At 39.9% G+C, this 25,980-nt stretch carries 25 protein-coding genes and 1 pseudogene; 13 read left to right on the plus strand and 13 right to left on the minus strand.

All coding sequences use genetic code 11. The features are described from left to right. Positions 1–122 precede the first annotated feature (122 nt). Positions 123–1,778: a DUF2079 domain-containing protein gene (locus ACKTT2_RS33085; protein WP_407894751.1), complete on the minus strand. Its 1,656-nt coding sequence runs from the start codon at positions 1,776–1,778 to the stop codon at positions 123–125. 294 nt (positions 1,779–2,072) lie between these two features. Between ACKTT2_RS33085 and ACKTT2_RS33090 the strand changes: the two genes are divergently transcribed. From ACKTT2_RS33090 to ACKTT2_RS33100, 3 genes are all read left to right on the plus strand, one after another. Next, positions 2,073–3,470, plus strand: coding sequence for a TldD/PmbA family protein (locus ACKTT2_RS33090; RefSeq protein WP_407894753.1), 1,398 nt, complete (start codon positions 2,073–2,075; stop codon positions 3,468–3,470). Between the two features lie 147 nt (positions 3,471–3,617). Then, complete coding sequence (locus tag ACKTT2_RS33095; protein WP_407894755.1) at positions 3,618–4,127, plus strand: hypothetical protein; 510 nt, start codon at positions 3,618–3,620, stop codon at positions 4,125–4,127. Next, a complete protein-coding gene (locus ACKTT2_RS33100) occupies positions 4,128–4,592 on the plus strand; it encodes a type II toxin-antitoxin system VapC family toxin (protein ID WP_407894757.1) in 465 nt (154 codons plus the stop codon). Positions 4,593–4,680: 88 nt separating this feature from the next. Here ACKTT2_RS33100 and ACKTT2_RS33105 read toward each other — a convergent pair whose 3' ends face one another. Further along, a complete protein-coding gene (locus ACKTT2_RS33105) occupies positions 4,681–5,109 on the minus strand; it encodes a DNA-directed RNA polymerase subunit alpha C-terminal domain-containing protein (protein ID WP_407894759.1) in 429 nt (142 codons plus the stop codon). 476 nt (positions 5,110–5,585) lie between these two features. On the opposite strand from ACKTT2_RS33105, the gene ACKTT2_RS33110 reads away from it, so the two are divergent. Genes ACKTT2_RS33110 through ACKTT2_RS33120 form a run of 3 tightly spaced genes read left to right on the plus strand, consistent with a single transcriptional unit; the run spans position 5,586 to position 9,896 of the window. Beyond that, a complete protein-coding gene (locus tag ACKTT2_RS33110) occupies positions 5,586–6,137 on the plus strand; it encodes a tyrosine-type recombinase/integrase (protein WP_407894761.1) in 552 nt (183 codons plus the stop codon). Positions 6,138–6,193: 56 nt separating this feature from the next. Then, on the plus strand, positions 6,194–7,012 hold the full coding sequence (locus ACKTT2_RS33115) for a CHAT domain-containing protein (protein WP_407894763.1): 819 nt from the start codon (positions 6,194–6,196) through the stop codon (positions 7,010–7,012). Between the two features lie 37 nt (positions 7,013–7,049). Then, positions 7,050–9,896 (plus strand): tetratricopeptide repeat protein, encoded by a 2,847-nt coding sequence (locus ACKTT2_RS33120; protein ID WP_407894766.1) that lies wholly within the window; start codon positions 7,050–7,052, stop codon positions 9,894–9,896. 321 nt (positions 9,897–10,217) lie between these two features. Here ACKTT2_RS33120 and ACKTT2_RS33125 read toward each other — a convergent pair whose 3' ends face one another. After that, positions 10,218–10,649, minus strand: coding sequence for a hypothetical protein (locus ACKTT2_RS33125; RefSeq protein WP_407894768.1), 432 nt, complete (start codon positions 10,647–10,649; stop codon positions 10,218–10,220). Between the two features lie 136 nt (positions 10,650–10,785). Further along, positions 10,786–11,355, minus strand: coding sequence for a restriction endonuclease (locus ACKTT2_RS33130; RefSeq protein ID WP_407894769.1), 570 nt, complete (start codon positions 11,353–11,355; stop codon positions 10,786–10,788). Positions 11,356–11,704: 349 nt separating this feature from the next. On the opposite strand from ACKTT2_RS33130, the gene ACKTT2_RS33135 reads away from it, so the two are divergent. Further along, entirely contained in the window at positions 11,705–11,827 is a 123-nt protein-coding gene (locus ACKTT2_RS33135) for a hypothetical protein (RefSeq protein ID WP_407894771.1), read from the plus strand. Between the two features lie 690 nt (positions 11,828–12,517). Here the strand turns inward: ACKTT2_RS33135 and ACKTT2_RS33140 are convergent. Continuing rightward, on the minus strand, positions 12,518–12,721 hold the full coding sequence (locus ACKTT2_RS33140; protein WP_407894773.1) for a hypothetical protein: 204 nt from the start codon (positions 12,719–12,721) through the stop codon (positions 12,518–12,520). Positions 12,722–12,973: 252 nt separating this feature from the next. After that, positions 12,974–13,165, minus strand: a complete 192-nt coding sequence (locus tag ACKTT2_RS33145) for a hypothetical protein (RefSeq protein WP_407894775.1) — start codon at positions 13,163–13,165, stop codon at positions 12,974–12,976. 108 nt (positions 13,166–13,273) lie between these two features. Here ACKTT2_RS33145 and ACKTT2_RS33150 point away from each other — a divergent pair, with 108 nt between their 5' ends. Together ACKTT2_RS33150 and ACKTT2_RS33155 are read left to right on the plus strand one after the other, a co-directional pair. Next, positions 13,274–13,543, plus strand: coding sequence for a UPF0175 family protein (locus ACKTT2_RS33150; RefSeq protein WP_407894777.1), 270 nt, complete (start codon positions 13,274–13,276; stop codon positions 13,541–13,543). Further along, a complete protein-coding gene (locus ACKTT2_RS33155; protein WP_407894779.1) occupies positions 13,540–14,013 on the plus strand; it encodes a PIN domain-containing protein in 474 nt (157 codons plus the stop codon). The genes ACKTT2_RS33150 and ACKTT2_RS33155 overlap by 4 nt, the downstream gene beginning before the upstream one ends. Positions 14,014–14,528: 515 nt before the next feature. Here the strand turns inward: ACKTT2_RS33155 and ACKTT2_RS33160 are convergent. The 6 genes from ACKTT2_RS33160 to ACKTT2_RS33185 form a co-directional block, all read right to left on the minus strand. Continuing rightward, positions 14,529–18,773: a DUF1998 domain-containing protein gene (locus tag ACKTT2_RS33160; RefSeq protein WP_407894781.1), complete on the minus strand. Its 4,245-nt coding sequence runs from the start codon at positions 18,771–18,773 to the stop codon at positions 14,529–14,531. A 331-nt stretch (positions 18,774–19,104) separates the two neighbouring features. Then, positions 19,105–20,136 (minus strand): DEAD/DEAH box helicase, encoded by a 1,032-nt coding sequence (locus ACKTT2_RS33165; RefSeq protein ID WP_407894783.1) that lies wholly within the window; start codon positions 20,134–20,136, stop codon positions 19,105–19,107. Then, positions 20,133–20,435, minus strand: a complete 303-nt coding sequence (locus tag ACKTT2_RS33170; protein ID WP_407894785.1) for a hypothetical protein — start codon at positions 20,433–20,435, stop codon at positions 20,133–20,135. Before ACKTT2_RS33170 ends, ACKTT2_RS33165 begins: the two co-directional genes overlap by 4 nt. Positions 20,436–20,513: 78 nt before the next feature. Beyond that, positions 20,514–21,014: a hypothetical protein gene (locus tag ACKTT2_RS33175; protein ID WP_407894787.1), complete on the minus strand. Its 501-nt coding sequence runs from the start codon at positions 21,012–21,014 to the stop codon at positions 20,514–20,516. 73 nt (positions 21,015–21,087) lie between these two features. Next, positions 21,088–22,257, minus strand: coding sequence for a hypothetical protein (locus ACKTT2_RS33180; protein WP_407894789.1), 1,170 nt, complete (start codon positions 22,255–22,257; stop codon positions 21,088–21,090). Between the two features lie 39 nt (positions 22,258–22,296). Next, positions 22,297–22,866 carry a hypothetical protein gene (locus ACKTT2_RS33185; protein ID WP_407894791.1) on the minus strand — a complete coding sequence of 190 codons (570 nt, stop codon included), beginning with the start codon at positions 22,864–22,866 and terminating at the stop codon, positions 22,297–22,299. A 322-nt stretch (positions 22,867–23,188) separates the two neighbouring features. Here ACKTT2_RS33185 and ACKTT2_RS52410 point away from each other — a divergent pair, with 322 nt between their 5' ends. Next, positions 23,189–23,989, plus strand: coding sequence for a WYL domain-containing protein (locus ACKTT2_RS52410; protein WP_500691407.1), 801 nt, complete (start codon positions 23,189–23,191; stop codon positions 23,987–23,989). Between the two features lie 102 nt (positions 23,990–24,091). Next, entirely contained in the window at positions 24,092–24,364 is a 273-nt protein-coding gene (locus ACKTT2_RS52415; RefSeq protein ID WP_500691408.1) for a WCX domain-containing protein, read from the plus strand. A gap of 47 nt (positions 24,365–24,411) precedes the next feature. Here the strand turns inward: ACKTT2_RS52415 and ACKTT2_RS33195 are convergent, their stop codons facing one another. Beyond that, positions 24,412–24,708, minus strand: a complete 297-nt coding sequence (locus ACKTT2_RS33195; protein WP_407894808.1) for an SDR family oxidoreductase — start codon at positions 24,706–24,708, stop codon at positions 24,412–24,414. Between the two features lie 11 nt (positions 24,709–24,719). Between ACKTT2_RS33195 and ACKTT2_RS33200 the strand changes: the two are divergent. Both ACKTT2_RS33200 and ACKTT2_RS33205 read left to right on the plus strand, forming a co-directional pair. Beyond that, positions 24,720–24,926: pseudogene (locus ACKTT2_RS33200) on the plus strand (metallopeptidase TldD-related protein); the annotation flags it as partial. A gap of 626 nt (positions 24,927–25,552) precedes the next feature. Then, positions 25,553–25,980, plus strand: a 428-nt coding sequence (locus tag ACKTT2_RS33205; RefSeq protein WP_407894793.1) for a type II toxin-antitoxin system antitoxin SocA domain-containing protein, incomplete at its 3' end; no start/stop codon positions are given.

Genomic DNA, 25,980 nt, shown 5'->3' on the forward strand with positions numbered 1-25,980 from the left:
AAAATTTCTTACCCTTACTCCTACCCTCTAATACTTGTCGTTTAAGCCATTCTTTCCTCCCCTGCACCCCTTGCTTGTCTCGGTAAAAAATCTTATTAACCCTTGCAGTATTCCTCCACCCCCTACTCTTCACTCCCTAATTTCTGGCGGAAAGATAACCAAGCTTCTGTTGCTTGTGCCTCAGATGCAGTGGCTCTCTTAAGTAAAATAACGCCATCTTTAAAACCAATAATCCCATATTGCCGATTGCTAGTGAGTTGGTCAATCAGCACGACAAGTTCTTGCAGGAGACCGCGATCGCCCTTAAATGCTGGTTGATACTGTTGCAACTGCCAAAGGTCAGCGATCGCATAATCTACTTGTATCACCTGACGCTCATCATTTCGCAATTTTAAAGCAGGTAAGCGGATAATTTCACGGCGACTGGAAAGATGAGGGACGAGGTAGGTAGTAGCAGACACGCTTGCAGATAGTGGAATCTGTGCCAATAATGGACGTATCTGTGCCACATGCTGCCATTGTTGAGGTAAAGATACATACACCCAAGGTTGAAACGAATCTGGTAGTAAAAAATAAAACGCTCTGTTTAAAGCAGAACTACTTGAAGTGAAAGAAAACACTAGAGAAAGACAAATACAGCCAATCCAGAAACGGCGAAATGATGGTTTAAATGCTTTTGGATGTTGAGACCACCAAAGAATTGCCCCGTAAAATAGCCCAGGAACTACAGTTAAAGCATAGCGAACGTTAATCGCAAGGACTGTATCGCCTTGACCTAAAAAGAGTTTCAGCAGAGGAAAACTTGCGATCGCCCAAGCAGCAGGAGCAACAGAAGGGATAAATGCCAAAGGCAACCAGTGACCCAGTAAATACTTGATAGTACGGTCTATAGGTGTAACCAATTCTACTAATAACCGCCAAGGGTTACTAATCATTCCCCCAATAATTTCTAGAGTGGAAGCTTCATTACCATCTGCATATTGCCCGAACCGTTCCAGCATAAAACGTTGAGAAATATCCTTGGAAAACAGAGGCATGATTGCATTCGTCAGAACTAAAATATAACTGAAACTGAGAGTACATACAGCAAGCCCAGCACGGGGAAAGCGTTTGCTCAAAATCATGTAAACACCAACGCCAAACAAACCGATCCCAGCATCTTCCCGAACCGCCAAAATTAAAACAGCGAGTACCCAAAATAAACGCCACCAGCGCTTTTCCATTGCTAGAAGCAATCCGAAGACAAACAATGGAATTTGACTGATATCGTGAAAGTTACTTAAAGTGGGACCGATAACAGCATTAGCTCCATAGAAACTAGCAGTTATCATTCCTGCCAAAGGTGGTTCTAGATAATGTCGCGCCAATAAGTACAATACTAGACCAGCAAGCGTAATAAATATGACTTGAAAAACAACTAAAGTTGCAGCCGAGGGAAATAAAGCATATATGGGTAGCCAAAGTAACAGCGCTGGGGTAAAGTGTTGACCTAGACGATGATAATAAACAGTAGCAACTTCTCCAGCATGAACAACATTCGTTGACAGACTTGAGGAAAGGGAACTTTGAAAGAAGCGCCCGTGAAGATTATTCCAGAAAACTTGGTTAAAAATACCTTGGTCAAAAGAAGCGTAAAAACTATAGTAACGATTTAGGGTAACTAAGAGACACAGAACAAAGAAGATTCCCACCAAGGGAAGTATTTTTTTTACATCAACTGGGACTTCTTTCTTCAATTTTGAAGCTACGTGCAACTTTTTTCGCAATCTTGAGAGCATCACTTACCCTGACTGTAAGAAATGGGGCAATCAACTATTGTAAAGCGCGATCGCGCTTTTTTCTTTTGATGCACTTAGAGATTTCCAAATTAACAAATTTCCTAAAATTTCTTGTGGTGCGGGCTTCTAGCCCGCTATTCCTAAAATTTCTTGTGGTGCGGGCTTCTAGCCCGCTATTAATACAGGACGGGCGAGGACGCCCGTCCCACAAGATGAAGAATTTCCCACAAATTTCTCAATCAACCGGATCCGGATCGATGCACAATAAATTAAGTTGGTTATTGTTCTCCATAAATGCAGACCTTACTCGCTGACGCTCAAAATTTGCTGGCTGACCTCATCGCCCGCTACTCATCTAGCGTAGATTATTTGATGATTCGCCTTGAAGAAGCTGAAGGAACTGACATCATGTTGCGTGGAGACAAAGTAGAAACTCTGAGCGAAGGCATTTCAGTTGGCGGACAAATTCGTGCTTGTTATAAAGGAGGATGGGGTTTTACCAGCTTTAACCAGCTTTCAACAATTCGCGATCGCATAGAAGAAGCCATTGCTGCGGCTAGAATCGTTGGCGATGAGGAGACTGTATTAGCTCCTATTGACATAGTTCAAGATATATGCTGCCTACCCCTAACGGGAACCAATCCTCGGCAAATTCCGCTAAAACAGAAAAAAGAATTGTGCGATCGCTACACAGACTTGCTTAAAGGGTTCGATCGACGCATTACCACCACCTCAGTCCGTTATGCAGACAGTACTCAAAGAGTCATCATTGCCACCAGTGAAAAAACCTATATTGAGCAATCCTGGGTAGATATGGAAATCCGTTTTGCTGCAACAGCCAGAAATGGCGAGACAGTGCAAACAGGAAGGGAAACCTCTGGTTCGCGCAAAGCTTTTGAAGATTTCATGAATTTAGATGAGCAAGTAAAACTAGCAGCACAAAGAGCAGTTGCAGCCTTATCTTTACCAGAAGTTAAAGGCAATACTTACACTGTGGTAATTGACCCCATTCTCACTGGGTTGTTTGTCCATGAAGCCTTTGGGCATCTTTCAGAAGCAGACATGGCTTACGAAAACCCAGATCTACTAGAAGTGATGACCATTGGGCGGCGGTTCGGTTCAAAAGAGTTGCAAATTTTTGATGGTGCTGCGCCAAGCGGACATCGCGGTAGCTATTTTTACGACGATGAAGGCACACCAGCAACCACAACACAACTGATTCAAGATGGAGTATTGGTAGGACGCTTGCATTCTCGCGAAACAGCAGGCAAATTAGATGAAGAACCGACAGGTAATGCGCGGTGTCTCAACTATCACTTTCCTCCCATTGTACGGATGACCAATACCTGGATTGAAAGGGGTAAGACGCCTGTAGAGGATTTATTTAGCGAGATAAAAGAAGGGGTTTACGCTCGTAACTGGTTGGGTGGGATGACGAATGGAGAGATGTTTACCTTTAGTGCGGGGGAAGCATGGATGATTAGAAATGGTAAAATTGCTGAACCTGTGAAAGATGTGACGCTTTCAGGGAATGTTTTCCAAACTCTGGCAGATATTGAAGCGATCGGCGATGATTTTTACTGGGATGAATCCGGTGGTTGTGGCAAAGGCGGGCAAAATGGTTTAGCTGTAGGTTGTGGGGGTCCAAGTTTGCGGATTCGTGATGTGGTTGTTGGTGGTGAAGTTGCATGATTTAAGTTGATTTACGCTCGCACTGTATTGGTGCTTACACAAAAACTGAATAATATATCTGTCTAATGGTTGTACTGATGGGTTTGAGATAACATAAAAGAGAAGTTTACTTCTTGTGATGTGATGCCCAAGACATCAGAGTTTGACGTGATTTACCAGCAATTAAATGCCCTTTCTTTGCAGGAATTGCAAGCTGTTAGGGCAAAAGTTGACGTATTGATTGCAGAAAAATTATTACAAGATGAGAAAGACAATTGGGAAAACATCCAAAGAAGTGCTCACCTTCCGATGGAAAATATAGAGATTTTAAGAGCACTTGCTGATGAAAGGCAAAAAAGTATAGGGATTTTAAGAGCACTTGCTGATAAAGGGTTTGCTTCACGACAGCCATACCCTCCTAAATTGCTGAAAGCTGTTAGGGAGTATACAGTTGTTGCTAGACAACGAATAAATTTGCAGGATAAAGAAGCTCAGCTTTTAAAAACCTTGTCTGAACAGATATTAGACGAAGAAAAGTCCTCTTTGGAGGAAGATGATTCTTTGGAAAAGATTATAGAGCTTGTTGACGAATGGATATCTGATGACTCTGGGTACGATGAAACAGTACTTCCTGAGATCAAAGCAGGGCTTAACCAGAATCGGTTGGTTGAAAAATAGATGAAAAAAGCCGTACTACTGGATTCGCACCCGTTAAGTGAAGTGACACACCCAAAAGGAGATCCGAGAGTTAAACCATGGTTACATTCCTTGCAAGAATCTGGCGTTGTTATACGAGTACCAGAAATAGTTGACTACGAACTTAGGCGTGAACTGATTAGGGGAAAGAAACAGAAAAGTATTGAGCGCCTTGATAAACTTAGTCAATTCCTTATTCCATTGACCAATGAAACGATGCGACAAGCAGCAGAACTATGGGCAGAAGTGCGAAACCAAGGGAAACCAACAGCAAGTAAAGATAGTTTGGATATAGATGTAATTCTTGCGTCTCAAGCCACTCTTCAATTGCCAAATTTTGATGAAGTTACGATTATAACAACCAACGTTAAGCATATATCACGTTTTGAGAAACCAAGGTTGTTTGTAGTAGATTGGGAGCAAACTTTAAACAGTATCGTGTCTTAAAAAAAACGGGCTAATAATTAGCTCAGCCAAATAGTAAAAAAGCTGGATGATGCAGCGATCGCATATCAAATCAAAACCTGTTACAGGTTTAATGTTTAACACAATTTAGCGATGTATCCCACAGTGGTTTTTTCTCTAACAGTCCATCAATCAAGCGACGAATTTCAGAAGCGCTTTTTTCTCCTAGCCCCTTTACTTCTGTTAAACAATGCTTAAATTCAATTAGCCCCTGCACTGTATTTATCTGATTCCTTTTCAAGCTCATATAAGCACGGTTTTTTAACCCCAGTGCGAGAATGCCGTCCTCAAGATTAATACTTGTTACAGGTTTAGAGTCATTGTTGGAACTAATACTTGTAACAGGTTTGGCGTGAAATGCATCTATTAGCGATCGCACTTCATCATAAATCGGCTCTGGAACCCGAACAACTAGAGTTTTATAATCTGCTTTTTTGCCCTGTCCACCTTTGTTAGTAATGCTTATATTTGTTACAAGTTTATTCTTTAATGCTAACATAAACTTGTAACAGGTTTTCAATTTGACTTAATTGCCTGAAACCACCGCTTGCTTTGCTTCTCCCCTTTCTCAACTCTGCATTCAAGCCCGAACTTGCAACTGTTCTATGGTGTATACGTTTGTGCAGACAGAATGGCTGTATATGCTTTTCCAACTATCGGTAGACCGGAAATCATCTAAACCTAATTCGCTTTCAATCAACCAAAGTTACCACAGTGTTGGAACAAAAGAACAAGGGTCTTACTACAGATTAAGAATATTGCACTGTACCTGATATCGGTGATGTCACTGCTATTATAAGCCTAACTTATAGGAAAGTGCTGAAACGGGCGTTTTTGCGTGGTCGGGGACAATAGCGAGTGATAAGGGCAGTTTATTGGGCGCGATGGCGAAGTGCTTGGGAACGAAAGCATGGTAGTTTGAGTCATGTATTCCACCAAATACAGGTTTCGTGTAATTTCATCTAGAAACAAAAAATGAAGGTCAACGGCAACGGGCAAGGGGCAATTTTGACAAGCGAAGAATTACGACTACTTTTTACAGAGGGCTTTACAAACCCGAGAGATCGTGCTTTGTTTGGCATCTGTTTATTTACTGGTTGCCGCGTGTCGGAAGCGTTGGCACTCCAAACCACTGATATAAAAGGTGGAACCATTACTTTTAGAAAGTCTACCACCAAAGGCAAACTGAAAACTCGCGTTGTGGACATTCAGCCTGGGTTAGCAGCAATCTTGACTGAGTACCAACCAAAACCAGGTGCATTATTCCCTGGTATGCGTGGCGTAACCGAACATCTGACCCGGTTCGCAGCTGACAAGATTCTCAAAGATGCCTGTAACCGCGTTGGCTTAACTGGTGTCAGTACCCATAGTTTTAGGCGTACTGCCCTAACTCAAATGTCGAGCGCTGGTGTTCCGTTGCGGCATATTCAAGAAATATCAGGACATAACGACTTGGGTACGTTGCAACGGTATCTTGAAGTGACACCAGAACAACGGAAGAAAGCTGTTTCTGTTATTGGGTTTTGATGCGATCGCTATGCGTAATGACTTTGACCCAATAGTAATTCCAAAATTAAAATTCTATGAAAAAGATTTTGATTTTATCAGCTAATCCTATAAATACAAATAGACTGCGCCTAAGTGAGGAGGTAAGAGAAATTCGGCAGGCGTTAAAATTATCTGATAATAGAGAAGCGTTTGAATTAATCCAAATAGAAGCAGTTCGTATTGATGACTTACGTCGTACAATGTTGGAGAAAAAACCTTCTATTGTGCATTTTTCTGGTCACGGTACTGGAACTGATGGCTTAGTTTTAGAGAATACTTCGGGAGAGCTTCAAATAGTAAGTACTGAATCGCTCTCGCATTTATTTGAGTTATTTAAAGAGCAAGTTGAGTGTGTATTGCTCAACGCTTGCTATTCCGAAATTCAGGCAGAAGCCATCTTCCAACATATTGATTGTGTCATCGGGATGACACAGCCAATTCAAGATGATGTAGCTATTCATTTCTCTAAAGGATTTTATGATGCCCTTTTTGCGGGAAGAAACTATGTAGATGCTTTTAAATTTGGTCAGAATAATATTAACTTAAATAACATTTCCCCGTCTAATATTCCACTCATCAAAATCAGACCTAACTCCAAGAATTCATTTCAGAACAATAAAATAACTACTCAATCATCCATAGCTAAACTAGGTATTAGTACTGCTGTGGTATTGGTATTGAGTGCTGGTTTAGTAGGATTTTTTATATCACTAGGCGATACTGAACTTGTAACTAAAGTTACTCTCTGTTTGTATTATCTTTTTATGGTTGCTTTGCGCCTACCTCTACTGGTATTGGAAACCACTCACATCAAATCCAATTTTAGTAGGCGTCACTTCTGCCAAACCCTCTAAACAATATAGAAGATTACGCCGTTTAGCCCTTGCAGGCATGGTTACCATTCCTATCTTAACAGCTATTGGGGGTTATGTATGGCATAATCTCCCAACTAAAGACATTATTGTTCTCCTCGCTGATTTTGAAAGTTTAGGCTCTGAACAGAAAAACTACCGCGTTACTCACAATATCTTTGAGGCGCTTGATAATGTTACTAAGAAATATCCCGATGTCAAGATACAACGTTTAAACAAAGCTATCACTGAACCAAAGATTGCTCTTAAGGAAGGGAAAGAGCACAAGGCAACTATTGTCATCTGGGGTAACTATGGGGAGACAGATCGGGCGGTACAGTTAAGCGCATACTTTGAGGTGTTGCGTATTTCAAAAGAAGAACGACCTGAGATAGGACCTTTAGGGCGGATAGCATCTATATCCGAACTAAAAAGTTTTAAATTGCAAACCCGCCTCTCAGAAGAAATGCTTTACTTGAGCCTTTTTACTGTAGGATTAACTCGTTACAAGACAGGTGATTGGGATGGAGCGAGCGTCAGATTCAGTGATGCTTTGGAACAAGTTAAAGAACCCGTCACAGCATTAAATCAAATAGTAGTCTACTTTCACCGTGCTGATGCTTACTATCAGAAAAAAGACTACGACGGAGCAATTAAAGACTTTAATCAAGTTATCAAATTTGACCCTACCTTTGCTGAAGCTTACAGTAATCGAGCAAATACTTACTATAAAAAGGGGGAGTACGATCTCGCTCTTGCTGACTGCAACGTTGCCCTTAAATTAAACCCTAACTACGCCGATGCTTACAATAACCGAGGGAATGCTTACCATGGCAAGAAAGACTACGACAGCGCAATTAATAATTATAACCAAGCTATCAAACTTGATCCCGATTTTACCTTAGTCTACAACAACCGTGGGAATTCCTACTTAAATAAGGGTGAGTACGCTCTTGCTATTAAAGACTTTAACCAAGCTATCAAAGTTAACCCTAACGACAGTAATGCTTACAACAGTCGAGGAAATTTCTACTTAAACAAGGGTGAGTACGCTCTTGCCATTAAAGACTTTAACCTTGCCCTCAAATTTGACTCTAACTACGCCAACGCTTACAACAGTCGAGGATCTGCTTACGAAAAACAAAGAAACTACAACCTTGCTATTAAAGACTTTAACCAAGCTATCAAACTTGACCCTACCTTTGCTGAAGCTTACAGTAATCGAGCAACTACTTACTATAAAAAGGGGGAGTACGATCTCGCTCTTGCTGACTGCAACGTTGCTCTTAAATTAAACCCTAACTACGCCAATGCTTACAATAACCGAGGGAATGCTTACCATGGCAAGAAAGACTACGACAGCGCAATTGATGATTATAACCAAGCTATCAAACTTGATCCTAACAACAGTAATGCTTACAACAACCGAGGTAATTCTTATTACAGAAAGGGTGAGTACGCTCTTGCCATTAAAGACTATAACCAAGCTATTAAACTTGACCTTAACGACAGTAATGTTTACAACAGTCGAGGAAATTTCTACTTAAACAAGGGTGAGTACACTCTTGCCATTAAAGACTTTAACCAAGCTATCAAACTTGACCCTAACGACAGTAATGCTTACAACGGACGAGGAAATGTTTACTTGAACAAGGGTGAGTACGCTCTCGCCATTAAAGACTTTAACCAAGCTATCAAACTTGACTCTAGCTACGCTAATGCTTACAGTAATCGAGCAAATGCCTACTATAAAAAAGGTGAGCACGATCTCGCTATTGCTGACTGCAACGTTGCCCTTGAATTAAACCCCAACGATGCCACCAATTATAACTGCCGAGGGATTGCTTTTTACGCCAAGGGAGACTACGACAACGCAATTAAAGACTATAACCAAGCTATCAAACTTGACCCTAGTTTTGCTGGAACTTACAACAGTCGAGGGGCTGTTTACGAAAAAAAAAGAAACTACAACCTTGCCATTAAAGACTTTAACCAAGCTATCAAACTTGACTCTAACTACGCTAATGCTTACAGTAATCGAGCAAATACCTACTATAAGAAAGGTGAGCACGATCTCGCTATTGCTGACTGCAACGTTGCCCTTAAATTAAACCCTAACGATGCCACCAATTATAACTGCCGAGGAAATGCTTTTTACGGCAAGGGAGACTATGACAACGCAATTAAAGACTACAACCTTGCCCTCAAACTTGACCCTAGCTTTGCTGGAACTTACAACAACCGAGGGAATTCTTACTACAGGAAGAGTGACTTCGCTCTTGCTATTAAAGACTATAACCAAGCTATCAAACTTGACCCTAATTTGGTCGAAGTTTACAACAGTCGAGGATCTGCTTACGAAAAACAAAAAAACTACAACCTTGCTATTAAAGACTATAACCAAGCTATCAAACTTGACTCTAATTTCTCCACCGCTTACAGTAATCGAGCAAATGCTTACTATAAAAAGGGGGAGTACGATCTCGCTCTTGCTGACTGCAACGTTGCCCTTAAATTAAACCCTAACTACGCCGATGCTTACAATAACCGAGGGAATGCTTACCATGGCAAGAAAGACTACGACAGCGCAATTAATAATTATAGCCAAGCCATCAAACTAAAACCTAGCTACGTCCATATTTACAATAACCGAGGGAATTCTTACAGAGAGAAGGGAGACTACGACAGCGCAATTAATGATTATAACCAAGCTATCAAACTCAACCCTAACGATGCTAAAGCTCATTTTGACCGAGGGCTTGCTTACAGAAAGAAGGGCAGTAAAGACAAGGTTGTAGAAAACTTTAAGAAAGTATTGGAATTAAACAATGATAAAGAGTACCGTCAAAAAGCTGAAAAAGAACTTCAAGAACTTGGCTCGAAATAGCTAACAGGTATCTGCTTAAAGCAAAGTACTATGAGGAATTTTGCATCACACTTGGTTTACCGCCGGAACCATCTAAGTAGACTACCGGAGGAGCAAGCGCCCCTCTCCCCTCTCCCATCCCCTAATAATCGGGCATTGCAACGCCCAGAGCACGCAACCCAAAACCCCTCAGCACTCGCCACTGAGGGTTTTTGCTTTGGTTGCGCCTTGTCCACACGTTTTTTTGACTTGAGATAACATCACGCTTGTTATGTTGAGTCAAGCAGCCCTGTCAAGCCCGTTATGGAAACTTTTCCGGAGCGGGCGCTTTGGCGTCGCTCACTACTCAAGCGCGAGCGCCCTGCCAATTGCGCCACCTACGCCCACAGCAGTTCCGGCTACGGCTTGCCTTGCCTGAGATGCCGCGTCACCAATTGCGCCACCTACGCCCACAGCAGTTCCGGCTACGGCTTGCCTTGCCTGAGATGCCGCGTTACCAATTGTGCCACCTACGCCCACAGCAGTTCCGGCTACGGTATGCCCTGCCTGAGATGCCGCGTTACCAATTGCGCCACCTACGCCCACAGCAGTTCCGGCTACGGCTTGTCCTGCTTGAGATGCCGCGTTACCAATTGCGCCACCTACGCCCACAGCAGTTCCGGCTACGGCTTGCCCTGCCTGAGATGCCGCATTACCGATATTTTCACCTACCTTAGCTGCTGTTTCCGTAGCAGATTGAATTGCTTGTTGGGCAAATTTAAAAAAATCTGTCATAACCAGTGAAATAGAAATTCGAGAAAGTAATTTTCTTGTTTGAGGACATCTACAGTACCATTGCTAGGAATAGATATCACTTTAGAGAGAAAAAATGAAGATAGCGCGTAGAGTAGAAATTTATTGGATTAAAGATTTACATTTTCTCCAATAAACTCTTTAAGTCATCTCTATCCCATAGCTGAACCTTGTTAGGTGCTGCTAATTCACGGGCAGCCGTAGTAAATTTGCTATTAGTAATCACCATTGATTTGTCAGCTTTGTAATAACCCAGCGCACCTACCACTTGATAAACAGCATCAACACCAACGTTCCCTTTGTACCTTTTAGCTTGAACTACAGTTTTTACAGAATTTTTCTGAACAACTAAATCTGCCCCGAAATCGCCTTTTTCTTGAGTTAAAAGCACCTTGTATCCAAGCAATTTGAATACCTTAGCTAAAAATTCTTCAAATTCTCTACCAGATATCTTATCTATTTCTGCTAAAGCTTTATCAACATCCTTAGCTTTTTTAAGTTCAACACCTAATAGCTTGGTAATAATTAATATAATTTTTTTGATAAAAAGTTCTTCTACCTGTGTTATAGCTTGACCGAGCAGTGAATTTGTAATTTCTTTTTCGAGAGTTTTAGGGATTTTATTTATATCTTTGATGATACCTTTGGTTACTTCTTTAGCTACACCCTTAACTAATTTGTCTATCATACAACTTGAAGATAATTATTTTCATAAAAAAGCTAACATACCTTATTCTGTTAATGTTTTAGTAGTGTTACTTAAATAAGTATGATTTTTATGTAAAGCAGTATTGCTAGCAACTGTAACTCGGTGAGGTCCTTTAGTGCTGAGTCAGTGGATATACGGTCACAGCGCATATTTTTAGTTATTCATGTAATACGAAAACACACGGCGGGAGTGCTTAACGATGTGCCATTTGAAAGCTCTCGCTCTCCCATCTATTTTTCTCTAGCGAGAGATTTTTTCTGGATATTCAGAAAAAAGTCAGTTCATTGACAAAAAAGGAAATTTTATCAGGCTCTAAGCAGAGCCAAAGGTGCTGCGTATAGCGCGATCGCTATCCTATGACTACTACTTACCCCATACTGCAAGCATAACAGCATTCACAGTTCCCGCCGCTCCATTGGCAATTCCAATGATTGTGGCTTTAGTACGATAGCTTCGCGCTTCGCCGTTAGTAGACTTACTACTTGGAAATAAACTTAGTACTACTCATGTAGCAAACTACTAGATTCATTTAACTATTGGTACTTTAGACTACCATCGTCATTGTACTCAAGCTCATGATACTTACCGCCTAGCCCTAAATCATACAAACAGCGTTGATAATTTTTACAACCCATATCAAATGAGTTAACTCTATTCAATTATGCCCAATCAGCTATTCTTAATTGATTGGTTAATCCAGAATAATCGCTCACTAATTTTACAAGGTTATCAAACATTTTCTTACTCCTTCCCGAACATAGACACAAGGCGAAGCGTGCTTTCCGCTCTACTCTTGTCCAATTAGTCTGTTTAAAATATGTTGAGCACGGTCTCGAACATCTTCTACACCATTAGCCAATCGGTAAAGCACTTCCCATTCTTCAGAAGTCATTTTTAAGTACGATTTATAACTATCTACCGATGCTCTTAAGTGGTTCCCATTTTCTGATGAAAGTTTTAGATAACGTCCACGTGTTTTTGTAGAACGAAATTTTAGTTTCCACCTACAATTTTTTTTGTCATATATAACAACTTCATCCAAATATTGCTTAGGTTTGTGCCGCGTATCTTCAGCTATTTTACAAACGAGATTGTAAACATCCAAAACATTTATCATTTTTCTCTGCCAAAAAGTTACAAATTATCCAAAAACCGATTTTTTCACACCATATGCAGCTAAACCAACCACTGCACCAGTTCCGGCAAACGCCACTAAACCAACACCATAAGCAGTTCCGCCAATTGCTAAACCCGCTCCCCCAACACTGTGATAGACCGTCACACCCACAACAGCACCTACTGCTGCAAATGTAGCTGCTTCATTAATATTCGCAATAATTTCCATTTTTTCAATTCAAAAAACTATTCTCAGTCTATTGAGCTTTTTTCGGTAGCTCCTAGCGAAGAAATTCGTATTTTTATATAAAGTTTTATCTTTACCTTCTACGTAGAGGGTAAGGAATTTTTTAAGGTAGCTGAATTACTTCTCCAGTTTCTTCCACTTCCATAGCTGTCAAATTCCCATTGTCATTCCTAAGTGGCAAGTAATTAAGCCCTTTTCTACCTTCTTTATTACATACTTTGTCAATATTGTCATCTAAGCAAGGAATAGAGCTAACCGAAGCTGAACAATTGCTAGCTCATTATTTTTGAGTTCTTGATGGCAGAATTCTCTAGCTACTCCCTTCGATGCTAAAACATTACCTATAATGTAGGAACAAGGAATAAGTGAGAGCAAGAAGTAGCATGCTACATTTAAGCTAACGCCTTGCTCCCACGAGAAACCCATACATGACACCTTCTGTAAATGTCATGATTAACTAGGGCAAGGTAGTTGAGATAAATCTTCCAAAATTTTTGGGTCAAAATGAGTAGTAAGTCCAAGAAGGTAATGCCAATGCAAATTACCATCGTCCTTCCCGACGACATTGCCAATCAACTGAATCTTCAACCAGAAGTGATATCACGCCGAGTGTTAGAACTGATAGCAGCTGACCACTATCGCCAAGGTCGTATTGGAGCTGCTGAAGTCCGCCGAATGCTTAACTTTGTCTCTCGATGGGAAACCTACGAATTCCTTAAGCGTGAAAAAGCTTACCTACCGTACACAGAAGAAGACTTAGAGCAAGATGTCCAAGCTATTCGCACTGTCTTAGTCTCAGAATGATTATTGTTTCCAATACATCGCCCATCAACTACCTCGTTTTGATTGGGCAGATTAATTTACTGCCCGAACTGTTTGAGCAAATCATCATTCCTCAAGCTGTTCACAGTGAGTTATCGGATATAGCTGCTCCTCAAGCGGTTCAAGCTTGGATATCCACTCCACCTGACTGGCTTAAAATTCAACCCGTCAGCCAATCTGGAGATGCAATTGTTGATGTACTCGATCCTGGGGAACGCGCAGCTATTCTTTTAGCCCAAGAGATCGATGCAGATTTACTTTTGCTAGATGATATGAAGGCACGTCGCGCTGCAATAAATAAAGGCTTTACCATCACAGGCATTCTTGGGATTCTGGATCAAGCAGCAACAATGAAGCTTATCGATTTGCCCACGGCTATTGACAAGCTACGCAACACATCCTTCTGGGCATTCGATAGTCTGTTGCAAAAGTTATTAGATAAGCACGCCTAAGCGATTCATGACAAATTCAGATTTTTTAGGTTTTGTCAAGAACCTTTCCGAAAACATAGCAATTCTAAATTTGCCCATAACTATTTCACTTGAAATTCGGCTTCGCTAAGTTGGCGATCGTGGAGAACGATTTGCACCTTCGATTTACCTGGAGGGTTTAGCTGTGGTTTATGGGGGACCGAGTTTGCGAATTCGTGATGTGGTTGTTGGTGGTGAAGTTGCGTGATTTAAGGAATGTCCAAGTAATGGAAATAACTCCTTTCGCGCCAGAAAATTATCTAGGGACTTCCAAATAAAAAAATCTCCCAAAATTTCTTGTGGTGCGGGCTTCTAGCCCGCTACTCATACAGGACAAGCGGGGAAGCCCGTTCCAAAGATGGCGAATTTATTTCTTGGAAATCTCTTGTAGGTGTAGGGCTAGCAATACCAACCCTACAAAAGTCCGGTCATTTTAGAGCGAAAAAGGAGTAATATTTCTATTGGATTTGAGAGTATACTTGACTATCCTCAATAGCTTATCTAACGTTTCGTACAGTTTTCTTAATCACCAAATAGGTTGGAAATTTAACAATGTATTTTCCACCCTTTTTTTCCAAAAAGGTCATTCCTATATCAAAAATAACCTTGTACGTTTCACCATCTTGACGATGGATTTCTAAGATCCGACTGTGTGGAATGCTATAGCGTTCATAGGACGGCTTAACATTCACTTTTAGATTATTCTTGTTAGGTTGAAGTTGTGTAAAAAGTGGGAGTAATTTTTGTTTCATCTGGTCAGAATTTTTATCCTTTTCATCCTCAGAAGTTAAAATTTCTACCTGAACGTGGGAGTCTAATTCGCTACCATTAAAAAGAGCAGCCAAAATTTCGGCTCCTGGTACTCTTAGGTAGCGATCGCTGTATCTCACCTTTGTTATCTTGCTTCCTAACAAAACACGTTCCATTTCTAGTTTTTTTCGGAGTTCTGACAGACTGAGGTCACCACGCCATTCATTTTCCTTGGGATCTGGGCAAACTACGATAGTATTTGGGTCTTCTAGTTCTGAAGCTTTCACAATTCTTGCCTGAGAACGCAAGTTTTCTAACCGATGAACAACTGTCTCAACACCCTCACGACTTCTGGTTTGAAACCACACGAGTGAATCATTTTGCAAGGATTGGTGCAGTGATAATGCGAGTCGGCTGTTGTGTTTGCTATTGAAACAAAAGATGGGTGAAGTTTCAATCAATGCATGATGATAAAGCTTAACTAAACCTTGGTCTATCCACTGCTGTAAACGTTTTCGCCATACCCTAAGATGGTCTTTCTTGCCTACTTCTGTATCGGACACTACATTGGGATCTGGCAACTGACCAACAATTAATTCTAATGGCTGACCGCTTTGTTTAAGTGAGTAAATCGCATCCGCAATCAAATTTAACCAAGAAAAAGCTGAACCCTTATTCAAGTTCAACTCATCTCTTAGTTGAGGTAAATAAATTAGGGTATCTGGTGCAGCCATTCGGCAAAGTGCAGGTAGAGAATCTGCCATTATAGACAAATTGACTCGGTTAGCGTTGGGGGCAAAGTTTTGTAAGTCGTTATCTGGACTCACTTGTTCAACTATGGGTTTGAGAAAATCTGCAACTAAACGACGGTTTAACTGATTGTGAAATGGCTGGTTAGAGTAAGTTTGTAAACAATCATAGCAACTGGTTTCACAGGTACACAAAGAAACAATTTTTTCGGCTATTTTCAAAACTCGATCGAAGCGTTCAGCAATGCGGCGACTGTAACCTGCTCCTCCTGGGACATTATCATAGATAATAATGTCAGCGCGTCTGTCTGAACGAGGTGCAAATAATCCATCTAACTCTGAGCGAGGTACATCAATGACTTGGGCTGCTGCTGATAACAGTGCAGAGGTAAGCGATCGCCAAAACTCCAAACCCCGGTTGCAATTGTTACTATCAGAAACCATTTCGCCATCATCTTCATATTCCACGTCTGAACCAAACAAAGGTACGGGATTTGTTCCAGTATCAAAGATAATTTTAAGCAAATCACTACGGAATTCATGTCCTAAATGAATAGAAGGACGGCAGTTTCCTGGGCATTCTTTTCCTGAAATTGGATGATGATGAGGGAATTGCCATGATTGAGAACTGTCCGCAGAATTTTTCCCACGTCCTTTTTTGGTTTTACTTCTTTTTTCCAATTCTTGTCGAACCAAATCGCTAAGATCGCGTCCGCAGAGGTTGCAAATTGCAAAGCCCTGTCTATCGAAACCTTTACCATAGCCTAATGGACCTTGATTAGCTAGAAAGAACTTTCCGCGTTGGCTGACAATTAGAGTGTATAAACTTTTTTCTGAAAATAGAGTTTGTGCGGTATCCCCATGGTCTATTAAGAAAATTTGTGATACCAGTTGACGTTGTGGTTTAAAGTAAGGAGTAACTTGTGGTTCTTTTGTCCAATCAGTTATAAAAGCTTTGGGAACCTTATAAAGCTTCATTTTTTTTGCTAAGTTTGAGGAGGACGGTTCCTTTCCACAAACGGGGCACTCTTCCACCAAGTCATCCCCTTTGTTAGAAGCAATGAATTTACTACAGTTTTGACAAACCCAATAGTACTTCTTTTCTAGTTGTGCTGGCTTGAGAATGCCAACACTTTTATAAACCCGGTCATCTACAACTATTTCTTGATCTGGAGCGTATTCACCGAGAGCAAGACGACGATCTCGCTCTAGTCGATGTCTTCCTTGTGCCGAATGATACTCATTGCTTTCCCCTGTTAGAAGGCGAACTACATCAATTGGAAAACCATATATGGGCAAGATGTTCCCCTGAACTAATTGCTCGTGCAGCTGGCGACTTGCAATTTTGTCAAGTTCAGCTTCTACAGCATCACGTCGCCTTTCTTGAGCCGCTCGTTTTTTGCGGTCTGTTTGTTGGTTACGAATATTTTCGTTAATCTCCTTTAGTATGGACACTAACCCATTCCAATCTTCTAGTTGATCGTTTTCAAAACTTGACAAATCTGTCACAAATTCATTTAGGAGAATATGAGAATTCTCAGAACTGTTAATTCGGTTTAACCACCAATCGGCTTTAGATTTAGCAGCATCACTATGCAACCACTGTTTAAGCTGGGACACCATTGCATTTGCTGGTGATGTGAAATCCAATATAGCTGTATAATCCCCCTGAGGTAACTTAAAAAAATCTACAATTTTTACTTCTTCAGCACCAACATTGTAAGTCTTAAGAAATTCAGCTAATAATTCAGCGCGAATATGGCGCTGCTGAATCTGTACATTACCGAAATCTAGTTTAGGAATTTGATTGCTACCAGCAATAAGCTGTTCTGGTTGCTCAAAATAAAAGCGATCGTGAGGACGACGCTGCCCATACATTAAAGTCACTGCTACTCCATCAGTTCGGCGTCCTGCACGTCCAGCTCTTTGTTGATAATTACTGACATGGGGAGGAAAGTTACGCAGTACCACTGCTTGCAGTTCACCAATATCTATACCCATTTCTAAGGTTGTCGAACAGCTAAGTAAATTGATACGACCACGGCGAAAATGGTTTTCGCGTTTTTCTAGTTCGTTGACACCAAGTTGTGCGGTATGTTCTTGAGAACGCAAGGCTAGAGAAGAGCGTTGTTTGATGAGAAACTGCTGGTAATGTTCGTAAGCTGCTCGTTCAATTTTTTCAGGTGTGTAAGGCTTGAGTTCACCAAAGCATTTATAAGCCAAACATTTTTCAATATTAAGTTTTGGCTGAGTAATTGCTGATAACCCAGGAACATGAAAAATTTGCTGGCAACAATTACATTGATACCAATCTCGCTGTGTCTCAAGGAGATTCAACCTTTCCCAATTTAGTTGGCATCCCCTTTTTGCTGAAAGAAGTATGCGAAACTCTTGCGCTTGAAGTCGATCGAAAAGCCATATAAAATCTTTCTTGGGAGGCAATGAACTGCCAAAGATTTGTAAGAAATACCAACCCAGCCGATTTTGTGCTTGACTAATTTCCCCATTCTGTTTCCACTTTGGTAAGAATGAGGGAGAGTATCGATATTCCTGCGTACTGTCAGCACCTCTTTCTAAGAGCAGATAATTTTTTGATTTGCCCTGAGAGTCTATCATTTCAGGACGACCCCCATCTACACCTCCAGTTTCTGGAAAATAATTAGACGCACCTTCAATACTAACAGGTCCGATACGTCGAATGATATCTGTAATAACTGTTAAGAAAATTCTAGCTTCTTCAATCGGCATACTAAATTTATCAGCAACCGATTTAATTAAGGGTTCATTTAAGGTTATATGGCAAGTTAATAGTGCAAAAGCTTCCATGGTTAACCGACGGTTAAAAGGGAGAGCGAATTCACGAAGTAGTATTTCTTTAGCGCGTTTCTGGGCATAATTTTGGCAATCTTTCGGATTTTCTAGACCGTCTAGGTCTTCTGGGCAGTAACTGCGATAATTAAATTTAGATTCTCGATCGGGATGAGGAATGGGAATTTCTAGGAATAAATTTTTCAGTTGGCTTGTTACCTCATTAACTGAGGCGATCCCATGAGCATCCTTTGCATCTTGGAATGCTTGCCAAAGCATTTGGCGATAAACCATTTCCGTATGATTGCGTTGATAATCTGAGGCAAAAAATGCAGCATCTTGACGACTATCAGAAAAAGTCAATAGTTTTCGTTTAGAAGAATGGTTCTCAGCCGTTTCTGGTTCTGGTAGTAGTTCAAAAAGACTATCAATCATCGCCTCCAAAGGAGCATCAGTATAAGTGATAAACCGATTGATAGCTTGGGCATGAATCGGTCTGACACCACAAGCAGCACATTTAGGTAAATAACATCCATTCTGATTTTGCTCCTTTTTACTACTGTACCATGCTAAGTTAAATTCATTTTTTACAGTTGTCGTAAGTGTGAAGGGTTTATCTGAACGAATACCAATCCAACCATCACGCTGAAATAAAATTGTAAAAGTTTTTGCCTCAGTTGATTGTTGTTCTTCTTGTTCCTCACCGACCTCCTCTTCTTCTGTTACGCTATCTAATTTGCCAGAAGTTAGGGTGTAAATTCTATTATTATCTTTTATAGATTGAAAACCTCAACGTAAGAACTTGCGGATTGTCAGATGCATCACCCAAGCTAGCACTAGTGGCGATGCAACGAATCTTCCCTTTTTGTGCGACTCCTACAGACGCCTTGAAACGTTCGAGTAGCATCGCAACTTCAGTACCCTTAGCACCATTGTAGGTGTGGGCTTCGTCTAATACCAACATTTTGAAGGTATCTATAGAAGTTTCAAAGATTTTTCCCCGTTCTATGGGACGAATCAACATATGCTCCAACATGGAGTAATTGGTAATCAGAATATGAGGAGGTGTTTGCCACATTTCCTCGCGAGAGAGCAATTGCACTTGGCTAGTTTTTTCAATAGCTTGCTGAATTAATTCCTCGTCATTTATAGATTTTTTTTCTTTCTCAGAAAACAGTTGGTGCAGTTCATCGGGTTCATAAGCTTCAAACTCTGCTCTTAAAGACTCCAATGCCTCGTTTTTCTCTTTGTGAGTTCGACTAGTGTAAAATCCAAATTTAATTTTGGCTGTTTGCTGACGGCAGAGTAACTGCCGCAAGCGTTTAACCTGGTCGTTTACCAAGGCGTTCATGGGATATAGAATGACTACTCTCACTCCTGCTAATGATAAGCGATCGCCTTCTTTTAGCAGCATATCTAGCATTGGTATCAAAAAACACTCGGTTTTCCCTGAACCAGTACCTGTAGCAACAATTATATTTTGCTGGTGCTCAATGACTGCTCGGATTGCTTTTTCTTGGTGTTCATAAAGTGAACGACTACTGGGTGTAACCAGAGTCGCCATATGTGGATGCAAAACCCCTTGAGTAACTAACTTATCAACACTAAGACTTGAGCAGTAGGGTTGCGAACCGTCAAGGTAAGGATGCTGCCAAAGGTTCCCCGATTGCTCAAGTAGCTGCCTAAAACCGTAACGTAGGTGAGGATCGCGCAACGGATAAGCTGTGAGCAAATAACGAATAAAGTCTGCACGGGGTTGTTCAACTGCTGCAATTGGATCGAGATAATTTTTTTTCATACTAAAGTACACCCTAAACGCTTAAATGCTGCTTCTACTAAGTGACAGGAGATCAATGGAAAATAACGAATTTTGTAAGAGTTACTATCAGGTTTAGACAAAGCCCAAAGCCAGCGTACATATGTAGTTGGCAGCATAATTCCCTGTAAATTTAGTTGACCCTGGGCTTTATCCCAATTGATTGTTAGAGGAGAGTTCATCTCTTTGTCTTTGTTGAACATTGCCAAAACTGCTATTTCTGGCTCTAATTCATAAAAATTTTGCTCTTCAAACCAGAGATATTCACCACTAGGGAGCAACAATAAATCCTGATTTTTCAGATTTTGATGCTGACAATTTTGCCATCGTTGTTTCTGAGGTGCATTTATAGGAATGTATTACCGCACGCTCTTGCCTTTACCCCAATTAATGAAGAATGGATTGGTTGACCAAGATGAACTGCGTTCACCTTTCGGCTTACAAGGATATGATAAATGCTCAACGCTTTCATCTGCCGTCAGTAGACGAATACCTACTTTTCTCAAAGCCTCTTTACTCCCAGACAGATTCTGTAAGTCAACATTGATTTGTAAAGGATTTTGGCTATCATATTGGCTCTGAAGGATGTCGTGAGCAAGTTGAAGATAAGTACGATCTCCACGGAATAGTAAACAGTTTTCTTGCTTTGCTAAAACAACACTTGGAGGTGCAATACAGTAACGATTGCGAGTTCCTGCCAAAATCTCTCCCTGTGCTTGCAATTCATTTAAACTTTCCTGCACTCTAGTTTCAAAATCTTGTGAGTTCTCATTTGGAGAAAGACTCGCAAGTAGTAAATAAACTATTTGATGTTTAGTCAAATCCAATGGCATTCCTTTGTTGCTATCATGTCGATGCATACTTAGCAAATATGTTATTTCTTTTATCAACATTCTGAATTGACTTATTTTTTAAGAGAGTTTTACGTTGTATCTAAGTTAAAGATTTTAGTTCTCGTTCAGCATCTTCTGAATTAATTAATTTTATTTTTACAAAATATTCATAATATTCAAGTTTATTAAAATCGAATGTTTTTTGTAATATTTCAAGATTTTTATCTGTTCTATCGTTATTTTTTGCCATTTTTACTAAAATAGAATAGCAGTAATTACTATCTCTAAATTTAGTTTCAAGAGGTACGATTTCTAAAATCAAATTCTTGATTTTACCAAACTTCAGATTGGTTTCTTGGTTGTTTAATAACAAAGAGTATACAAAGTCACGAATTGTTACACCATTTAAAGAGAGCTTAGAAAAAAATAACTCAATCTTATACCAATCTGAAATAATGTGCGTTGATGGTTTTAGTAAAGCTTGTAATTTTTCTAAAAGAGAATTGGAATTAAGCCATAAAGGAAAATAACATGAATTATGTTGCAAGCTATCTATCATAATTTCTACCCATTGAGAATCAAATTTATAATTTAAAGAATGAACTATACTTAAAAAATCAGTTACAGATTCACTATCTAGTATGTTGTACCAGTATCTTAACAATAATTCATCGTCTATTTCATTCGTGATATATTTACTAGAGGTACACCAAAAACCTAAATTTTGCGGAGATTGCTGGAAACCTTTCAACTGAATATGATAAATTACCATTGGTAAGTTTAAAGGAATAGTAATAGACTTTTTAGCTTCTTTAGTTAATAGTATTTGGATTTCTAAGGGATTTTCTTCAGGTAATAGAAAATTCCAGCAAGATAACACATAAATAGAGTTAACCTGTAAATTAGAAATAATAATTTCTTGCTCTTTCCATATCCATTTTATAGATTTTTTCTCAACTAATACCTGTTTTGATAACCCTAAACGTTGATAAGATAATGTGTAATTTTCTGATTTAGGTAATAAGCCGTATAAAACAGATAAACTTATATTTAATTCTCCTAGTACATCTGCTTGTACTCTATGCAATTTTTCTTCATTTGTATTTGATAAGAATAATTGAACTTCTTCTAAAGGCCATAATCCCTCAATCTTTACTTCCTCTGCCCAAAAATCATCATAAGAATTGTACTTAATTGGCAATTGATTTATTAAACCCTGAATATTACTGTGTTTCACTGGTGAAGGTAACAGTTCAACAGGTAGTTTCACAGGCTGAACTTCTGGTAGAATATCAAACTTATCGACCCATTACTGTTGTTGAGTGTAGAAACGTAGTTCATAAGAACAGGGTTGAGTAATCCATTGATTTAATTGGATAGCTTGCCATTTATAACTTGTTTGTAATTCTTGATTATTTATCTGTATAATTTGCCGAGAAGAGAGGTTATGAATAGATATTTTTAAATTTGTTTTTTCATTGACCGGAGGATACCACAAAGTAGGAGTTCCTAAATAGGTATTGTTTTTACCTTTCAGCTTAATTCCCGTTAAAATTGGTTTTTTATCTAAAAAAAACTGCCAAGTTACTAGGTGAGATATATTTTTGTTAGTAGAGGGCAGTACAATAGTAGAATTATTAGTAATTAATCTCAGGTGTTTACCTAACCAGCCTCTAAGACTTGAAGGTACACAACTATCTATAATTTCAATACCATCAGATAAGTTTAGTTGAATTTCTTTCGGAGTAAAGCAAATAACTTCTTCAGTTCGAGTAATGCTAGGTTTAGCAGGATCTAGGGTCAAATGCTCTCCTGTCCAAGCATCAAATATCAAACAGGGAAAATCACTAGTGACACCATCATACTTCCAGGAAATCAAGCTTTTACAATTACTATCTAATAATTTTTAAAAAGCTCAGGCAGCTAAAGCCCTGCACGGTCGAGGTTGGAGCTTTAGGATACCCGCCAGGATTCAAGCCTGATTTTATAAAAGGTAATTAGGCGTTAGCATATCCAGCGAAAGGGTGTTGGAATCACTTTTGGTGTATCTAAATTGCATATTAGCAACAGTATTTTTTGTAATCCAGAAATTGACAGTATTTATTGAACTCGCTTAATATAGCCGAAAAGCCATATTTATAAAGCTTTCAGATATTAATCTCAGTCTGTAATGAATATTTTCTTTTGATTGACATATCCAAATGCCCAAGAAGATTATTACTCATGCTTATGCTGACCTCGCGACCTTTGAGCGATTAATGGTATTGATTGCCACGTTTGTGCGCTATCCAGGAGTAGGCAGCAATCTTTCAACTGATTCACTAAATACTCCATCTGGAGAGCATCATGATGCATTGCTTGAAGTATCGGTTCGTTTGCAGGAAGTTGCCCGTGACTGTGGAATTGACCTACCTCCTTATTCAGTACATACACTTCGCAAAGATTTAGGTATACTTCGTCGCTACAATATCTTAGACAAACGTATTTATCGGTGGGGATATTATTTAGGTACAGGGGCAATGAGTCTGTCAGAGCTAAAGGTTGCATTGAATGCTCTGCAATCGCAAGCTAAATATCAACAAGATCCACAAGTCAACCGAATTTACCAGGCATTGATAAAACGGTTAAGAGGATTAGATGTAGGTGGAGAATTAGTTTACCCTGTGCGAGCGCAAATTAATCGAGCAATTATTTATACAGAGCCTGAAGAAATGATGGCTAACAGAAAGTATCGTGGTACTCTCTTTGAAAGACTAGAACAGCTAGAAACAGCCATTATTTGTGGACAGGCAATTGAAATTTATCGCAGTCGCAATCCTTATCAATCAGGAGTTACTAAATATCTCACTATTTATCCTTTACAACTCATCTACTCAGATATTGCGTGGTATCTCTTGCATGAAGATTATCATAATGGACATTTAGTTGTATCTAGGTTGGATCGCTTCAGCGAACACTTTAAACTAGTAGATGCTACAGGTCGTGGTACAACAACACAATAGCAGAGCCTTCAGGTAGGACACCAACTTTTAGAAGCAGGTTGGGGGCTTTTTTTAGGTGAAGTAGAAGAGCAACAGCGAGAACGGTTAGGACAGTTAGAATTTGTGAACGTAACCGTGCGTTTTTTTCGTGAAGTCATGACATTTATTAAGGAAGGAGAAAAACGTCACCTAAGTCAAGAAATTGATGAGGGATCAAAAACTGAGGATGGCAAACCAACCTACTTGGACTATAGCGTTAAACTACCACCACGCTCACTGAATGAATTTAGCCGTTGGGTTTACCGTTTTATGGGTAGTGCTCAATTCCGCACACCAAAAGAACTGGCAGACAAGCATAAACACGAAGCTGAAAAATTGCTAGCTCGTTATTTTTGAGTTCTTGACGCTAGAATTCTCTAGCTACTCCCTTCGGTGCTAGGAGATTACCTATAATGTAGGAACAAGGATGACATAAGTGTGACGAGGAGAGCATTGTAGGCGAAAAGGTAGACAACAGCGTTGGCAATCTCTTCAGGTGTACCCAAGCGCCCTAAAGGTGCTGTTTTAGTGACATACTCGACGAACAATTCTAATTCTTCTTTGGGAATTTCCATCTTACTAGCTAAAGGTGTGAGTACAAGACCGGGGCTGACTGTATTGACTCGGATTTTGCGCGAACCAAGTTCGGCTGCAAGTGAACGAGCGAAAGACCTGACGTCTGCTTTAGTCGCATAATATATGCTACCTGTGGGACGGTAAAATTGCTGAACCTGTCAAAGATGTGACGCTTTCAGGGAATGTGTTCCAAACACTGGCAGATATTGAAGCGATCGGCGATGATTTTTACTGGGATGAATCTGGTGGTTGTGGCAAAGGCGGGCAAAATGGATTAGCTGTAGGTTGCGGGGGTCCCAGTTTGCGAATTCGCGATCTGGTAGTTGGTGGTGAAGTTGCGTGATTTAGGGTAGCCCTGTCAACCCCGTTATGGAAACTTTTCTGGAACGGGCGCTTTGGCGTCACAAGATTGAATGGCAGTTTAAGGTAACGCGAGGGTCGCGAGGCACAAATTAAGTTTGTTGTCGGAATGTCCTAACTGTGGAGCAAGGTTTAAGATTCCGGCTTTATGGGTAGACGGTTGGTGTCAAAGATGCTTTGTGACATTCGCTGAAATGGTAAAGTGGCAAAAGGTTATTCAGCCAAATGCAACAAGTCCATGAGATGCGAACAACATATGAGATTTTTATCAAATATTATGTGGGTCACATCAATCCCATTTTATAGTACAATTATACTGTACAATGTGAGCAAGTAAGCTAACTGACATCTTGCACCTTCTCAATAAGGCGAACTGAAGCATAGCCTTACCTACGAAATAATAAGCTTTTTAGGCTTTATTTTTCTCAATAAGCTGATGGTGCAAGATGTGAGCTAACAAATAGTCAAGGATTCGGCAAACAACTATAATTAAGCGATGTAAACTTAGGAAACCTCTCTAGAAATTTTTAAATAAAAATGATTATGAATAATTATACACATCTGTGTTGATTAACTTGGACTACTTTACTACTAGCAAAGAGAAGGATTATGTTAGATAAACTCATAAAATATTTTGTCTACGCGACAAAAGGGTATATTACAAAAACACAGTTAATTAAATTTTTGTATTTAGCCGATCTTTACTCTGTTAAATGGACGGGAAACCAACTGACCGATCTAGATTGGTGTTATTATCAATTTGGTCCTTGGAATGAGGGTATAGATGCTGCTTTAAATCAAATGAATGGGAAAGAGATTATTCAAGAGTCTCAGTATAATGCAACATATATTAGACCTGTGAATCAAGCTGCTCAGGCAGATGATTTGGAAATACCTCTCAGTATTAAGTTTGTGCTGGATAATATTCGGAGAGAGTGGGCTGGCTCAGATAAACTGAATCAGTTACTAGAGTATGTATATAGCACTGCTCCAATGGTGGAAGCAAAAAATACCCATAAACCAGAAGAGAAAGTTAA

This window comes from Scytonema hankhaensis NUACC26, from assembly GCF_045865695.1.
GTDB lineage: Bacteria > Cyanobacteriota > Cyanobacteriia > Cyanobacteriales > Nostocaceae > Scytonema.

Bases quoted from the DNA above. Each gene is read 5' to 3' on its own strand.
- ACKTT2_RS33085 (WP_407894751.1), bottom strand. From the start codon at position 1,778: ATGCTCTCAAGATTGCGAAAAAAGTTGCACGTAGCTTCAAAATTGAAG.
- ACKTT2_RS33090 (WP_407894753.1), top strand. From the start codon at position 2,073: ATGCAGACCTTACTCGCTGACGCTCAAAATTTGCTGGCTGACCTCATC.
- ACKTT2_RS33100 (WP_407894757.1), top strand. From the start codon at position 4,128: ATGAAAAAAGCCGTACTACTGGATTCGCACCCGTTAAGTGAAGTGACA.
- ACKTT2_RS33105 (WP_407894759.1), bottom strand. From the start codon at position 5,109: ATGTTAGCATTAAAGAATAAACTTGTAACAAATATAAGCATTACTAAC.
- ACKTT2_RS33110 (WP_407894761.1), top strand. From the start codon at position 5,586: ATGAAGGTCAACGGCAACGGGCAAGGGGCAATTTTGACAAGCGAAGAA.
- ACKTT2_RS33115 (WP_407894763.1), top strand. From the start codon at position 6,194: ATGAAAAAGATTTTGATTTTATCAGCTAATCCTATAAATACAAATAGA.
- ACKTT2_RS33120 (WP_407894766.1), top strand. From the start codon at position 7,050: ATGGTTACCATTCCTATCTTAACAGCTATTGGGGGTTATGTATGGCAT.
- ACKTT2_RS33125 (WP_407894768.1), bottom strand. From the start codon at position 10,649: ATGACAGATTTTTTTAAATTTGCCCAACAAGCAATTCAATCTGCTACG.
- ACKTT2_RS33130 (WP_407894769.1), bottom strand. From the start codon at position 11,355: ATGATAGACAAATTAGTTAAGGGTGTAGCTAAAGAAGTAACCAAAGGT.
- ACKTT2_RS33140 (WP_407894773.1), bottom strand. From the start codon at position 12,721: ATGGAAATTATTGCGAATATTAATGAAGCAGCTACATTTGCAGCAGTA.
- ACKTT2_RS33145 (WP_407894775.1), bottom strand. From the start codon at position 13,165: ATGGGTTTCTCGTGGGAGCAAGGCGTTAGCTTAAATGTAGCATGCTAC.
- ACKTT2_RS33150 (WP_407894777.1), top strand. From the start codon at position 13,274: ATGCAAATTACCATCGTCCTTCCCGACGACATTGCCAATCAACTGAAT.
- ACKTT2_RS33155 (WP_407894779.1), top strand. From the start codon at position 13,540: ATGATTATTGTTTCCAATACATCGCCCATCAACTACCTCGTTTTGATT.
- ACKTT2_RS33160 (WP_407894781.1), bottom strand. From the start codon at position 18,773: ATGATTGATAGTCTTTTTGAACTACTACCAGAACCAGAAACGGCTGAG.
- ACKTT2_RS33165 (WP_407894783.1), bottom strand. From the start codon at position 20,136: ATGAAAAAAAATTATCTCGATCCAATTGCAGCAGTTGAACAACCCCGT.
- ACKTT2_RS33175 (WP_407894787.1), bottom strand. From the start codon at position 21,014: ATGCATCGACATGATAGCAACAAAGGAATGCCATTGGATTTGACTAAA.
- ACKTT2_RS52410 (WP_500691407.1), top strand. From the start codon at position 23,189: ATGCCCAAGAAGATTATTACTCATGCTTATGCTGACCTCGCGACCTTT.